The sequence below is a fragment of the Micromonospora cathayae genome (genome assembly GCF_028993575.1).
Lineage (GTDB): Bacteria > Actinomycetota > Actinomycetes > Mycobacteriales > Micromonosporaceae > Micromonospora > Micromonospora cathayae.
The window spans coordinates 1,027,697-1,040,856 of sequence record NZ_CP118615.1; the positions used below are offsets into that span (position 1 = coordinate 1,027,697).

The following is a 13,160-nucleotide window of genomic DNA, read 5'->3' on the forward strand; positions in this document are numbered from 1 at the left end:
CGGCCGGCGGTCGGAAGTCACCGACGAACCGCGGACCCGGTCGTCGCGCTCAGCGGCCGGGGGCCGACGGTCCGCCGCCGACGCGGGCGGTCGCGTCCGCCACGGTGGCCCGCAGGGCGTCCGGATCCCAGCGACCGGCCACCCCGGGCCGCCCGGCCAGGTAGTCGACGATCCGGTCCACGGCCCAGCCGTGCGCCTCGGCGAGACCGGCGGCCAGCAGCCCGAGGTAGGTGGCGGCCGGCGGGTTCCACGGCACGTCACCGGCGCGACCGGGCGCGGTGAAGGTGACCAGCGGGTACCCGTCGCGCAGCCCGGCGCAGACCAGGGTCTCGTACCGGCCCGGCCCGAGGGTCACCGTGCCCCGCTCGACGGCCGCCGCGAGCAGCGCCAGGTCGGTGCCGGGCGGCCGGTACATCTCCTGCGCGGCCACGTCGGCGAACTGGCCGGCGGTGAGCAGGTACGCCCGCGCCGCCACCTCGCCGGGCAGCTCCGGGTCGTAGAAGGCCATCCCGCCGGTCCAGGCCCGCGACTCGCCGGCGAAGTAGACGCCGCCCGGCAGGAACACCGGGACGCTGCGCCGGGGCGGGCGAGGGTCCCGGCAGCCCGGGTACGTCCGCAGCCCGCCGGGCGGCCGGCCACCGCCCAGGTAGCAGGCGAGCCGGGCGGCGTGCAGGTTCGAGCCGTAGGCGACGTACCACACCGGCTCGGACGACTCGGCCACTCGCCCACGGTAGCGACCGGTCCCGGTCGTCCACAGCCGCAGTCCACAGCCTGTGGATAGAACGTGTGTACGAGCACCGCCTGGACCGTCACCCGGTGAGTACGCTTGATCGCGAGGTCCGGGGCCGCCGGACCCGCCCCGACCTGGAACGACGCCTGCGTGAACCTGGACCGAGTCATCCGTGACGTGACGGTACGCCTGCCGATGGCGTCGACCGCCGTCGAAGCCTGCCAGTGGACGGTCGCCACGCTGTCCCGGTACGCCCCGGCGACGATCTCCGTCCTGCTCCAGGTGCACGACCGGCTGCGGTGTGTGGCGGCCACCGGCTCCTGGCAGGTGTATGCGACCGTACCGCCGAAGGCGGGGATCGTCGGCCGGGTCTACGCCTCCGGTACCGGCGCGACCGTGGCCCGGGTCGACGACGACCCGGACTACCTGCCGGTCCGGCCGGACGTGACCGCCGAGATCTGCGTACCGGTGGTCGACCCGGCCGGCCGGCCCCTCGGGGTGCTCGACCTCCAGTGGTCCGAGCCGGTGGATCTCGGGCCGTGGCGGGAGACCGCGGAGCGGATCGCCGGCCGGCTCGGCGCGCGGATCATGGCGCTGGGCGGACCGCCGGCCGAGACCCGCAGCGAGAAGATGCTCCGGCACGCCGCCGCGTTCAGTTCGGCCGCCACCGAATGGGATCTGCTCACCGCGGCGATCTGCGCGGCCCGGGACGTCTCCGGGCTCTCCGCCGCCGTGCTGGTCCTGCCCGGTCCGGACGGCCCCCGGCTCGGCGCCCCACCGCGTACCCCGGGCGAGTTGGAGGCCCGGATCCGGGCCGAGCTGGTCGAGGCCGGTGCCGGCCCGCTCGGCCGGCTGATGAGCCGCACCCGCCGGTACGGTGCCGGGTACACCCTCGGCGAGGCGGGGCACCCGCCGACCGAGGACCACCAGCCGCTGGCCCGGGCCGGGGTACGCACCCTGATCACCGTGCCGGTCGGGCCACCGGAGACCGGCGGTGTGCTCCTGGTCGCCGACGAGCGGCTGCTCCAGCCGGACCCGACCACGGTCAACCTGATCGAGTTGCTCGCCGGGCAGGCGTGGACCTGCCTGGACCGGCTGCGCACCCTCGCCCGGTTGCGGGAGCAGGCCAGCTCCGATCCGCTCACCGGGCTGCGGCACACCGGGCCGTTCGGCCGGCGGATCGCCCGTGCCACCCCGGGACGGACCGCCCTGCTGGCGATCGACGTGGACGGCTTCAAGAGCGTCAACGACACGTACGGCCACCAGGCCGGCGACCAGGTGCTGGTGGGGCTGGCGCGGGCGCTGGAGGCGGCGCTGCGGCACGGCGACGAGCTGTACCGGGTCGGTGGGGACGAGTTCGTGGCGGTGATCGAGGTGAGCCGTCCGGAGGAGGCGGTCCGGATCGCCGAGCGGCTCGCCCAGGCGGCCCGGGACACCGGACGGACGATCAGCGTGGGAGTGGCCCTGCCCCGGCCGGGTGAAGCCCCCGAGTCGACGCTGCGCCGCGCCGACCAGGCCCTGTACGCGGTGAAGCGGCGGGGCCGCGACGGCGTCCAACTCGCCCCCGCCTGACCGTCCTCCCCGCTGCCGGCTGACCGCCTCCGCTACCTGACCGCCTCCTGACCCGGCCTTCGCTGCCGCCGGTTCCACCAGCGCGCGTGGAAAGCCGCCGGCCCGTCAGCGGGAACGCGTCGGTCCCCTCTAGCGGGCGCGGAACTCGGCGGCTAGCGGGCGCGGAACTCGGCGGCGACCAGCTCGGCGATCTGGGCGGTGTTCAGGGCGGCGCCCTTGCGGAGGTTGTCGCCGGTGACGAAGAGGTCCAGGGCGCGCGGGTCGTCGAGGGCACGGCGGATCCGGCCGACCCAGGACGGGTCGGTGCCGACCGCGTCGATCGGCATCGGGAACTCGCCCGAGGCCGGGTCGTCGACCAGGATCACCCCGGGGGCGTTGCGCAGCGCCTCGCGGGCCCCCTCGGCGTCCACCTCGGCGGCGAAGACCGCGTGTACGGCCACCGAGTGGCCGGTCACCACCGGCACCCGTACGCAGGTGGCGGAGACCTTCAGGTCGGGCAGCCCGAGGATCTTGCGCGACTCGTTGCGCAGCTTCATCTCCTCGGACGACCAGCCGCCGTCGGCGAGCGAGCCGGCCCAGGGGACGACGTTGAGGGCCAGCGGCGCGGGGAACGGCCCCAGGTCGTCCCCGACCGCCTGCCGTACGTTGCCGGGGCGGGAGCCGAGCGCCCGGTCCCCGGCGATCTTGCCGAGTTGGTCGTGCAGGGCGTCCACGCCGGCCTGCCCGGCCCCGGAGACCGCCTGGTAGGAGGCGAGCACCAGCTCGCGCAGGCCGTACTCGCGGTGCAGCGGCGCGATGGCGACGATCATCGCGAGGGTGGTGCAGTTGGCGTTGGCGATGATCCCCTTGGGCCGGTTGCGGACCTGCTCCGGGTTGATCTCCGGGACCACCAGCGGGACGTCCCGGTCCATCCGGAAGGCACCGGAGTTGTCCACCGCGACCGCGCCCCGGGCCACCGCGACCGGCGCCCACTCGGCGGAGACCTCGTCCGGTACGTCGAACATGGCCACGTCGACCCCGTCGAACGCCTCCGGGGTCAGGGCCTGGACGACCAGCTCCTCACCCCGGCAGCGCACCCGCCGCCCCACCGAGCGTGCCGAGGCGATCAGCCGGATCTCGCCCCAGACGTTCTTCCGGGCGGAGAGCAGTTCGCACATCACGGTGCCGACGGCACCGGTCGCCCCGACCACGGCAAGGGTGGGCAGCGACATGTGCGCTACCGCCCGGTTCCCGCGTAGACCACGGCCTCTTCCTCACCACCGAGTTCGAAGGCGTCGTGGATGGCGCGGACCGCCGCGTCGAGGTCGGTGTCCCGGCAGACCACGGAGACCCGGATCTCGGAGGTGGAGATCATTTCGATGTTGACCCCGGCCGCGCCGAGGGCGGCGAAGAAGCCGGCGGCCACCCCGGGGTGCGACCGCATGCCGGCACCGATCAGCGACACCTTGCCCACGTGGTCGTCGTAGAGCAGGCCCTTGAACTTGACCGGCTCCTGGATCTTGCTGAGCGCGGCCATCGCGGTGGGGCCGTCCGCCTTGGGCAGGGTGAAGGAGATGTCCGTCCGCCCGGTGCCCTCGGTGGAGACGTTCTGCACGATCATGTCGATGTTGATCTCGGCGCCGGCGACCGTGTCGAAGATCCGGCCGGCCGCGCCGGGCTCGTCCGGCACCCCGACGATCGTGATCTTGGCTTCGCTGCGGTCGTGGGCGACCCCGGTGATCAGCGCTTGCTCCACAGGAAGGTCCTCCATCGATCCGGTGACCATCGTGCCGGTGTTGGTCGAGTATGACGAACGGACATGGATCGGCAACCCCGCCCGGCGGGCGTACTCCACGCTCCGCAGGTGGAGCACCTTCGCCCCGCAGGCCGCCAGCTCGAGCATCTCCTCGTAGGTGATCTGCTTGATGTGCCGGGCGTTGGGGACGATCCGCGGGTCGGCGGTGAACACGCCGTCCACGTCGGTGTAGATCTCGCACACGTCGGCGTGCAACGCCGCCGCGAGCGCCACGGCGGTGGTGTCCGACCCACCCCGGCCGAGCGTGGTGACGTCCTTGGTGTCCTGCGAGACGCCCTGGAAGCCGGCGACGATCACCACCGCGCCCTCGTCCAGCGCGCCCTTCAGCCGGCCCGGCGTGACGTCGATGATCCGGGCCCGGCCGTGCACCGACGTGGTGATCACGCCGGCCTGCGAGCCGGTGAACGAACGGGCTTCGTACCCCAGGTTGTGGATGGCCATGGCGAGCAGCGCCATGGAGATCCGCTCCCCGGCGGTGAGCAGCATGTCCAGCTCACGGCCCGGCGGCAGCGGGCTGACCTGGTTCGCCAGGTCCAGCAGCTCATCGGTGGTGTCCCCCATCGCGGAGACCACGACGACCACGTCGTCGCCGGCCTTGCGGGCGGCGACGATCCGTTCCGCCACCCGCTTGATCCGCTCCGCGTTGGCGACGGAGGACCCGCCGTACTTCTGCACCACGAGTGCCACGACGGCGCACTCCCTCCCAGCAGCCCTGAGCGTGCCGACGCCGCCGGGTCCAGTGGCCGGCGGCGCGGGTCAGACCACCCCAGGGTATCGGGCGGCTCTGTCCGGCGGGTCAGGTGATCCCACCATCCGGCCCGGGAGCGGCCCGGACCACACCCGGTGTCCAGCGCCGTCCGCCGCCCCGGCCGTACCCGCCGGCAGCGGCGACACGCCGGGCCGGTGGCGGCCACCCGGGCTCCCGGAGCCGGCCGTGGTGCGGAGAATGGGCGGGTGCCTACCGGTGTCCACCTCCGTGCCACGCGCCGCCGGCCGACCGGCCTGCTCGCGCTGACCGTCCCGCTCCTGCTCGCGACCGGCTCGCCGCTGGCCGGCTGCGCCGCCGACGGGACACCGCCCGACCCGCCGGAGCCGGCCAGCGGGACCCCGGCCGAGGCGGACGGTGCCCGGGACGAACTCGCCGCGCTCGCCGCAGCGGCCCAGGACCGCCACCTGACCGCCAGCTACACCCTCGCCGTCGACGGCGAGGCGTCCCGCACCATCACCGTGACCAGCGCCAACGACGGCACCTGGCGGGTGGACGTGCCGGGCTGGGCGCTCGGCGGGACGGTGGACATCTCGCTGGCCGCCACCGCCGAGGGGCTGTTCCAGTGCGCCCTGCCCTCGGCGACCCGCCCCGAACCGGCCGCCTGCGTACGCCTCGGCGACCCGGACGACACGATCCCCCGCCGGCTCGACCCCCGGGTGCAGCATCCCTTCACCGACTGGCTGGACGTGCTCACCGACCGGCAGGCCCCGCTCGCGGTCTCGGTCAGCCGCCCGCTGCCCGAGGCGACCGGCACCTGCTACTCGGTCGAGTCCACCTCGGCGTCGCTGAACCCGCCGCTCGACGTCGGGATCTACTGCTACGACGCCGACGGCACGCCGACCGCCGTCCGGACGGCCCTGGGCACGCTGCGGCTGGCCGCCCCGCCCGGTCCCGCACCGGCTACCGTGCAGCTCGCCGGCCCGGTCACCGAGGGCGAGCCGCTGGGTACGGCAGTTCCGCCCACCCCGGAGGAGCCAGCCACCGACCCGACGACCACACCCTGACCCACGACACCACCCTGACCCACGACACCACCCTGACCCACGACACCACCCTGACCCACGACACCACCCTGATCGACGACGCCATCCTGACCGGGACCGGTTCCCACCGGGGCCGGCCCGGCGGACCGCGCTGAGCTGGGCGACCGTGAGCCACGTCCCAAACTCCGGGCGATGGTTTCGGAGAACTGTCGTGATCACGTAGGGTCACCAATATCATGTGGCGGGCGAGCCTCCTCCTTCCCTGCCGCGACGAGGCCCATCCGGCCGGCACCTCGTCGCGGGGTTGACGCGCGCCGTCCAGCACACCGGTTTCGCCGGGGTCGACCCAGGGTCGCCCCTTTCCGTCGGCACCGTCGCCGACCTTCCGACGCTGACGTCACATGATCAACAGGAGCTTTCCGCCATGGCCCAGTCCACCGGCACCAACGACGTCTCCAGCCCCGACTCCGATTCCCGAGTCGAGGGCGACCCGATCGCCCGGCAGCAGTCCAGCCGCATGCCGTACCACCGCTACCAGCCGTACCAGCAGCAGTTCCGGATCGACCTGCCGGACCGGCGGTGGCCGGGCCGGACCGTCGAGGCCGCGCCCCGCTGGTGCGCGGTCGACCTGCGCGACGGCAACCAGGCCCTGATCGACCCGATGTCCCCGGAGCGCAAGCGCCGGATGTTCCAGCTCCTGGTCCAGATGGGCTACAAGGAGATCGAGGTCGGTTTCCCGTCGGCCAGCCAGACCGACTACGACTTCGTCCGGCAGCTGATCGAGCAGGACCTGATCCCGGACGACGTGACCATCCAGGTGCTCACCCAGTGCCGGGAACACCTGATCGACCGGACCTTCGAGTCGCTGCGCGGCGCGAAACGGGCCATCGTGCACTTCTACAATTCCACCTCCACGCTCCAGCGTCGGGTGGTGTTCGGGCTGGACCGGGCCGGTATCACCGACATCGCCACCCAGGGTGCCCGGCTGTGCCAGAAGTACGCCGAGATCCACACCCCGGACACCGACATCTACTACGAGTACTCCCCCGAGTCGTACACCGGCACCGAACTGGAGTACGCGCTGGAGGTCTGCGCGGCGGTGATCGAGGCGGTCGACCCCACCCCGACCCGGCCGCTGATCATCAACCTGCCGGCCACCGTCGAGATGGCCACCCCGAACGTGTACGCCGACTCGATCGAGTGGATGCACCGCAACCTGCCCCGGCGGGACAGCCTGGTGCTGAGCCTGCACCCGCACAACGACCGGGGCACCGGCGTGGCCGCCGCCGAGCTGGGCCTGCTGGCCGGCGCGGACCGGATCGAGGGCTGCCTGTTCGGCAACGGCGAACGCACCGGCAACGTCGACCTGGTCACGCTGGGGCTGAACCTGTTCTCCCAGGGCATCGACCCGCAGATCGACTTCTCCCGGATCGACGAGATCAAGCGGGCCGTCGAGTACTGCAACCAGCTCCCGGTGCACGAGCGCCACCCGTACGCGGGCGACCTGGTCTACACCGCCTTCTCCGGCTCCCACCAGGACGCCATCAAGAAGGGCTTCGACGCGCTGCACGCCGACGCGGCGGCGGCCGGCGTACCGGTCGACGAGTTCACCTGGGCGGTGCCGTACCTGCCCATCGACCCGAAGGACCTGGGCCGCACCTACGAGGCGGTGATCCGGGTCAACTCGCAGTCCGGCAAGGGCGGCGTGGCGTACATCATGAAGAGCGAACACCAGCTCGACCTGCCCCGCCGGCTCCAGATCGAGTTCTCCGGGGTGGTCCAGCAGGTCACCGACCACGCCGGCGGCGAGGTCGACCCGGCCACCATGTGGGAGATCTTCGCCCGGCACTACCTGGTCGACCACCAGGCCGCGCCGGCCGTGGCGCTGTCCGGGTACACCATCGGCACCGCCGACGGCAAGGTGGAGATCGAGGCGGCGGTCGACGTCGGCGGAGAGCGCCGCTCGCTGGCCGCCGTCGGCAACGGCCCGATCGACGCGTACGTCAACGCGCTCCAGTCGCTGAACGTGGCGGTACGGGTGCTGGACTACCACGAGCACGCGCTCTCCTCGGGTGGGGACGCGCAGGCCGCCGCGTACGTCGAGTGCGAGATCGACGGCCGGACCGTGTGGGGCGTCGGCATGGACGCGAACATCGTCACCGCCTCGGTGAAGGCGGTCACCAGCGCGATCAACCGCGCCCGCGCCTGAGTGAGACGCGGGTCTGACGGGTCCTCCGCTCCGGCGCGGAGGACCCGTCAGCCCCGCGACTGCTCGGCCCGCGCCGTGCTCAGCCCTGCTGCTGTTCGGCCCGCGCCGTGATCAGCCCTGCTGTTCGGCCCGCGCCCGAGCGGTCGACGTGGCGGCGAGCAGCGCCCCGGCCAGCAGCAGGCCCGCACACCACAGCAGCGCGCCCCGGTACGCGTGGGTCAGCTCCCGGGGCTGCTCGTACCCGGTGCCGGAGAGCCCGACCAGCAGCGGCAGCGCGGCCACCGCCAGCAGCCCACCCACCCGGGAGGCGGCGTTGTTGAAACCGCTGGCCACCCCGGCGAACCGGTCGTTCACGGCGGCCAGCACGGACGCGGTCAGCGGGGCCACCACCAGGGTCAGCCCCAGCCCGAACAGGGTCACCCCGGGCAGCACGTCGACCCAGTAGGAGGCACCCGGGCCGACCCGGCGCAGCAGGAGCAGCCCGGCGGCGGCGACCACCGGCCCGACGGTCAGCGGCAGACGCGGCCCGATCCGCGCGGCGAGCGCACCGGCCCGCGACGACCCGACCAGCAGCAGCACGGTCAGCGGCAGGGTGGCCAGCCCGGTCATCAACGCCGACCAGCCGACCGCGTTCTGCAGGTACACGGCGAGGAAGAAGGTGAACCCGCCGAGGGCCGCGTACACCACCACGGTGAAGACGTTCAGCGCCGAGAAGAGCCGGCTGCGGAACAGCCCGGTGGGCAGCATCGCGGACTCCCCGCGCCGCCGCTCGACCAGCACGAACGCCACCGCCGCGAGCACCCCGGCCAGCGCCGACACCAGCACCGCGGGGGAGCCGAGGCCGCGCGCCGGGGCGTCGATCAGGGCGTACGTGATCCCGGCCAGGCCGAGCGCGCCGAGCAGCGCGCCGAGGATGTCGAAGCGTCGGCCCCCGCTGCGGGCGGCGTTCTCGTCCCGGCTCTCCGGCACCCAGCGCAGCGCGGCCAGCACCACCGGGACGGCGAAGAGGACGTTGATGAAGAAGATCCACCGCCAGGACAGCGCGTCGATCAGCCAGCCACCGACGAACGGCCCGATCGCCGTGGAGACGCCGGACAGGCCGGCCCAGGTGCCGATGGCCTTGCCCCGGTCGTCCGGGTGGAAGCTGGCCTGGAGCACCGAGAGGGATCCCGGGGTGAGCAGCGCCCCGCCCGCGCCCTGGAGCACCCGGGCGACGATCAGCGTGCCGGTGCCCTGGGCGAGTCCGCAGAGCACCGAGGCGACGGTGAACCACACCACCCCGATCAGGAAGACCCGCCGTCGGCCGAACCGGTCCCCGAGTGCCCCGCCGAGCAGCACGAACGCCGCCAGCATCAGCAGGTAGCCGTTGATCGTCCACTGGAGATCCGCCACCGTCGCGCCGAGATCCTGGCCGAGCCGGGGCAGGGCGACGTTCACCACGGTCGAGTCCAGGAAGACCATGCCGGAGGCGAGGATCGCGGCGAGCAGCGTGCCCCGGCCGGCCGTGGTGCCGGTCCGCAGCGCAGGCGTGGATGTGGTCACGGCTTCCCATCCTCCCGTTCGGGATATGAGAGTTGCCACGAAACGCCGAAACCAGGCCGCGTTGCCGTGCGGAACGCGGGAAAGCCCGCAAGCTGGAGGGGTGTCGTCTCCACGTACCAGATCAGGACCTCGCCCGTTCGCGGCGGTCGCGCTCGCCGCGGTGCTCGCCCTCGCCGCCGGTTGCACACCGGTGGCGGAAACAGAGGCACCACCGCCGTCCGGCGGGGGCAACGCGATCGAGCAGTTGGAGACCTTGACGGTGGCGAGCGCCGGCTCGATGCGCGGCTACAGCCGGGACAAGTTCCCACACTGGCGGGACACCGGCAAGAACTGCGACGTCCGGGACACCGTCCTGGAGCGGGACGGCAGCGACATCAAGCTCTCCGGCTGCAACGTGGTCGCCGGCCGCTGGGAGAGCGTGTACGACAACCGCAGCTTCACCGACCCGTCCGACGTCGACATCGACCACATGGTGCCACTGGCGAACGCGTGGCGTTCCGGGGCGAACGAGTGGGACGACGCGAAGCGGGGCGACTTCGCCAACGACCTGACCCGACCGCAGCTCATCGCGGTTTCCGCCAGCTCGAACCGGGCAAAGGGTGATCAGGACCCGGCACAGTGGAAGCCGGCGAACCGCTCGTACTGGTGTGAGTACGCCACGAACTGGGTGGCGGTCAAGCACCACTGGCGGCTCTCGGTGACCACCGCCGAGAAGGCCGCGCTGGCGGACATGTTGGAGGGGTGTACGTGGGCGAACAAGCCGTGAACGGCACCGCGACCACACCGGCCGACGAGCAGACCGGCGGACCGGCCGACCCGGCTCCGGCCGGCGGGGAGCGGACCGACCCGGCACCCGCCGGTGGGCAGAGCGACCCGGAGAGCCGGACCAGCGACATCGTGCCCGGTCCCGGTGGCGTGATGACCGACGAGGTGGGCGTGGTGACCGGGGAGCTGACCCTGCGCACCGAGTTCGCCGCCGGTCAGGTCACGTTGCGCGTGCAGTACAAGGACGCCGACGAGTGGTACGCGGTGACCGGCGGCCGGGCACCGCTGCCGGACCCGTCGGGGCTCGACGCCGTCCACACCATCGCCGTCGGGCTGCTGAACCGCCCCGAGGGCTGACCGCCGGGACGGGGCCGGTGCGGCCCGGGAGCGACCCCGCTTCGGCGGGCTGACCGCCCGGGACGGGCCGGGTAGCGGGCCGGCGGTCGGCGGAGCTTCGTCGCCCCGCCGACCACGCAGACGTACCAGCCGTCGCCCCGCCGACCACGCAGACGTACCAGCCGTCGCGGGCGGACCGGTCAGACGTACGAGCCGGGCTCGGTCGGGGCGGAGACGACGCCGGGGTCGTCGCCCTCGTCGGCGGGCCGGACCAGCTGCGCGTCGACCGAGTGCGGGCGCAGTTCCCCGCTGGCGATCTGCTCCGCCCAGTGGCAGGCGACCCGGCTCCGGCCGATCGGGCGCAGCTCCGGCCGCTCGTCGGCGCAGCGGGTCGGCTGGGCCCACGGGCAGCGGGTGTGGAACCGGCACCCGGACGGCGGGTTGGCCGGCGAGGGCAGGTCTCCGGCGAGCAGGATGCGCTCCCGGCGGTCCTCGACGTCCGGATCGGGCACCGGCACCGCCGACATCAGCGCCTTCGTGTACGGGTGCAGCGGCTCGGTGTACAGCCGGTCGCTGGGGGCCTCCTCGACGAGCGCGCCGAGGTACATCACGCCGACCACGTCGGAGATGTGCCGTACCACCGCGAGGTCGTGGGCGATCACCAGGTAGGTGAGGCCGAGGTTCTCCTGGAGTTCGTCGAGCAGGTTGACCACCTGCGCCTGGATGGACACGTCCAGGGCGGAGACCGGCTCGTCGGCGACGATCAGCTCGGGCCCGAGCACCAGCGCGCGGGCGATGCCGATGCGCTGCCGCTGGCCGCCGGAGAACTCGTGCGGGTAGCGGGACAGCGCCCAGCGGGGCAGCCCCACCGCGTCCAGGGTCTCGCCGATGAGCCGGCGTCGTTCGTCCCGGCTGTCGCCGATACCGTGGGCGTGGAGGCCCTCGGTGAGGATCGACTCGACGTTCTGCCGGGGGTCGAGGCTGGACATCGGGTCCTGGAAGATCATCTGCATCCGGCGGCGCATGCCGCGCAGCTTGTTCGGCGGCATCCGGGTCAGGTCGATGCCGTCGAAGGTGACCTTCCCACCGGTGGGCGGGGTGAGCTGGAGCAGGGCGCGGCCGAGCGTGGACTTGCCGCAGCCGGACTCACCGACCAGCCCGTACGTCCGGCCGCGCGGGATGTCCAGGTCGACGCCGTCGACCGCCTTGACGTGCCCGACCACCCGGTCGAAGAGCACCCCCCGGGTGATCGGGAAGTGCACCTTCAGGTCGCGTACCTCGACGAGGATCTCCTTGTCGGTCACGCCTTGTCCTCCTCACGGGGGGCCGGCACGGACGCGGACGCGCCACCGGCCGGAGTGGGCGCGGATACGTCACCGGCGGGCACGGACCCGGGTACGGCACCGGCCGGAGCGGGCACGGCGCCGGGGACGGGGGCCGGGTTGACGCAGCGGTAGCTGCGCCCGTCGTGGGCGAGCACCAGCTCGGGCGGCTCCCCCACGCAGGCGTCGACCCGGCGGGCGCAGCGCGGGGCGAACGCGCAGCCGTCCGGCCAGGGCAGCAGGTCGCGTACCGAACCGGGGATCGGGGTGAGCCGTTCCCCCCGGCCGGCGTCCAGGCGCGGCACCGACCCGAGCAGCCCCACCGTGTACGGGTGCCGGGGCTGGGCGAACAGCGGCCGGCGGCGGGCGGTCTCCACCACCCGGCCGCCGTACAGCACGTTGATGGTGTCGCACATGCCGGCCACCACGCCCAGGTCGTGAGTGATCATCACGAGGGCGGTGCCGGAGTCGCGTACCAGGTCCTTGAGCAGCTCCAGGATCTGCGCCTGGATGGTCACGTCGAGGGCGGTGGTGGGCTCGTCGGCGATCAGCAGCCGGGGTTTGCAGGCGACCGCCATCGCGATCAGCGCCCGCTGCCGCATCCCGCCGGAGAGCTGGTGGGGGTACTCCTTGAGCCGCCGTTTCGGGTCGGGGATGCCGACCCGGTCGAGCAGTTCGGCGGCCTCCTTCGCGGCGGCGTCCCCCTTCATGCCCCGGTGCCGGGCGAGTACCTCGGTCACCTGGAGGCCGATCGGGATCACCGGGTTCAGCGAGGAGAGCGGATCCTGGAAGATCATCGCCACGTCCCGGCCCCGGATGTCGCGCCGGGACCGGTCGTCGAGCCGGAGCAGGTCGGTGCCGTCGAAGACCGCCCGGCCGCCGACCCGGGTGCCGGGCTGCTTCGGCAGCAGTCCCATGATCGCCAGCGAGGTGACGCTCTTGCCGCAGCCGGACTCGCCGACCAGCCCGACCACCTCACCGGCGTCGACGGAGAAGGAGACCCCGTCCACGGCGTGCACGGTGCGCTGGCCCCGCCGGGCGAACGTGACGGAGAGGTCGTCCACATCGAGTAGTGCCATCATCGACCTTCCGTTCGCGACTGCGGGGCTCGCAAGCTCACTCCTCGCGCTTCACACA

At 73.2% G+C, this 13,160-nt stretch carries 11 protein-coding genes; 5 read left to right on the forward strand and 6 right to left on the reverse strand.

Going from position 1 to position 13,160, the window contains the following annotated elements; translation table 11 throughout:
- Window positions 1-49: 49 nt before the first annotated feature.
- Window positions 50-721, reverse strand: coding sequence for a cupredoxin domain-containing protein (locus PVK37_RS04800; RefSeq protein WP_275032515.1), 672 nt, complete (start codon window positions 719-721; stop codon window positions 50-52).
- 204 nt (window positions 722-925) lie between these two features.
- Between PVK37_RS04800 and PVK37_RS04805 the strand changes: the two genes are divergently transcribed.
- On the forward strand, window positions 926-2,302 hold the full coding sequence (locus PVK37_RS04805; protein WP_423791054.1) for a GGDEF domain-containing protein: 1,377 nt from the start codon (window positions 926-928) through the stop codon (window positions 2,300-2,302).
- 152 nt (window positions 2,303-2,454) lie between these two features.
- Here PVK37_RS04805 and PVK37_RS04810 read toward each other — a convergent pair whose 3' ends face one another.
- Together PVK37_RS04810 and PVK37_RS04815 are read right to left on the reverse strand one after the other, a co-directional pair.
- A complete protein-coding gene (locus tag PVK37_RS04810) occupies window positions 2,455-3,513 on the reverse strand; it encodes an aspartate-semialdehyde dehydrogenase (protein WP_275032518.1) in 1,059 nt (352 codons plus the stop codon).
- A gap of 5 nt (window positions 3,514-3,518) precedes the next feature.
- Window positions 3,519-4,784, reverse strand: coding sequence for an aspartate kinase (locus PVK37_RS04815; protein WP_275032519.1), 1,266 nt, complete (start codon window positions 4,782-4,784; stop codon window positions 3,519-3,521).
- 267 nt (window positions 4,785-5,051) lie between these two features.
- On the opposite strand from PVK37_RS04815, the gene PVK37_RS04820 reads away from it, so the two are divergent.
- Both PVK37_RS04820 and leuA read left to right on the forward strand, forming a co-directional pair.
- On the forward strand, window positions 5,052-5,870 hold the full coding sequence (locus tag PVK37_RS04820) for a hypothetical protein (RefSeq protein WP_275032520.1): 819 nt from the start codon (window positions 5,052-5,054) through the stop codon (window positions 5,868-5,870).
- A 496-nt stretch (window positions 5,871-6,366) separates the two neighbouring features.
- Complete coding sequence (gene leuA / locus PVK37_RS04825) at window positions 6,367-8,058, forward strand: 2-isopropylmalate synthase (RefSeq protein ID WP_275034961.1); 1,692 nt, start codon at window positions 6,367-6,369, stop codon at window positions 8,056-8,058.
- A 111-nt stretch (window positions 8,059-8,169) separates the two neighbouring features.
- Here the strand turns inward: leuA and PVK37_RS04830 are convergent, their stop codons facing one another.
- A complete protein-coding gene (locus PVK37_RS04830; protein WP_275032521.1) occupies window positions 8,170-9,600 on the reverse strand; it encodes an MFS transporter in 1,431 nt (476 codons plus the stop codon).
- Between the two features lie 100 nt (window positions 9,601-9,700).
- On the opposite strand from PVK37_RS04830, the gene PVK37_RS04835 reads away from it, so the two are divergent.
- Both PVK37_RS04835 and PVK37_RS04840 read left to right on the forward strand, forming a co-directional pair.
- Complete coding sequence (locus PVK37_RS04835; protein WP_275032522.1) at window positions 9,701-10,366, forward strand: HNH endonuclease family protein; 666 nt, start codon at window positions 9,701-9,703, stop codon at window positions 10,364-10,366.
- Window positions 10,342-10,722, forward strand: a complete 381-nt coding sequence (locus tag PVK37_RS04840; RefSeq protein WP_423791002.1) for a hypothetical protein — start codon at window positions 10,342-10,344, stop codon at window positions 10,720-10,722. The genes PVK37_RS04835 and PVK37_RS04840 overlap by 25 nt, the downstream gene beginning before the upstream one ends.
- 179 nt (window positions 10,723-10,901) lie before the next feature.
- On the opposite strand, the gene PVK37_RS04845 is transcribed toward PVK37_RS04840, so the two are convergent.
- On the reverse strand, window positions 10,902-12,005 hold the full coding sequence (locus tag PVK37_RS04845) for an ABC transporter ATP-binding protein (protein WP_275032524.1): 1,104 nt from the start codon (window positions 12,003-12,005) through the stop codon (window positions 10,902-10,904).
- The gene (locus PVK37_RS04850; RefSeq protein WP_275034962.1) at window positions 12,002-13,102 is read right to left on the reverse strand and encodes an ABC transporter ATP-binding protein; all 1,101 of its coding nucleotides are present in this window, start codon (window positions 13,100-13,102) and stop codon (window positions 12,002-12,004) included. The genes PVK37_RS04845 and PVK37_RS04850 overlap by 4 nt, the downstream gene beginning before the upstream one ends.
- Window positions 13,103-13,160 lie beyond the last annotated feature (58 nt).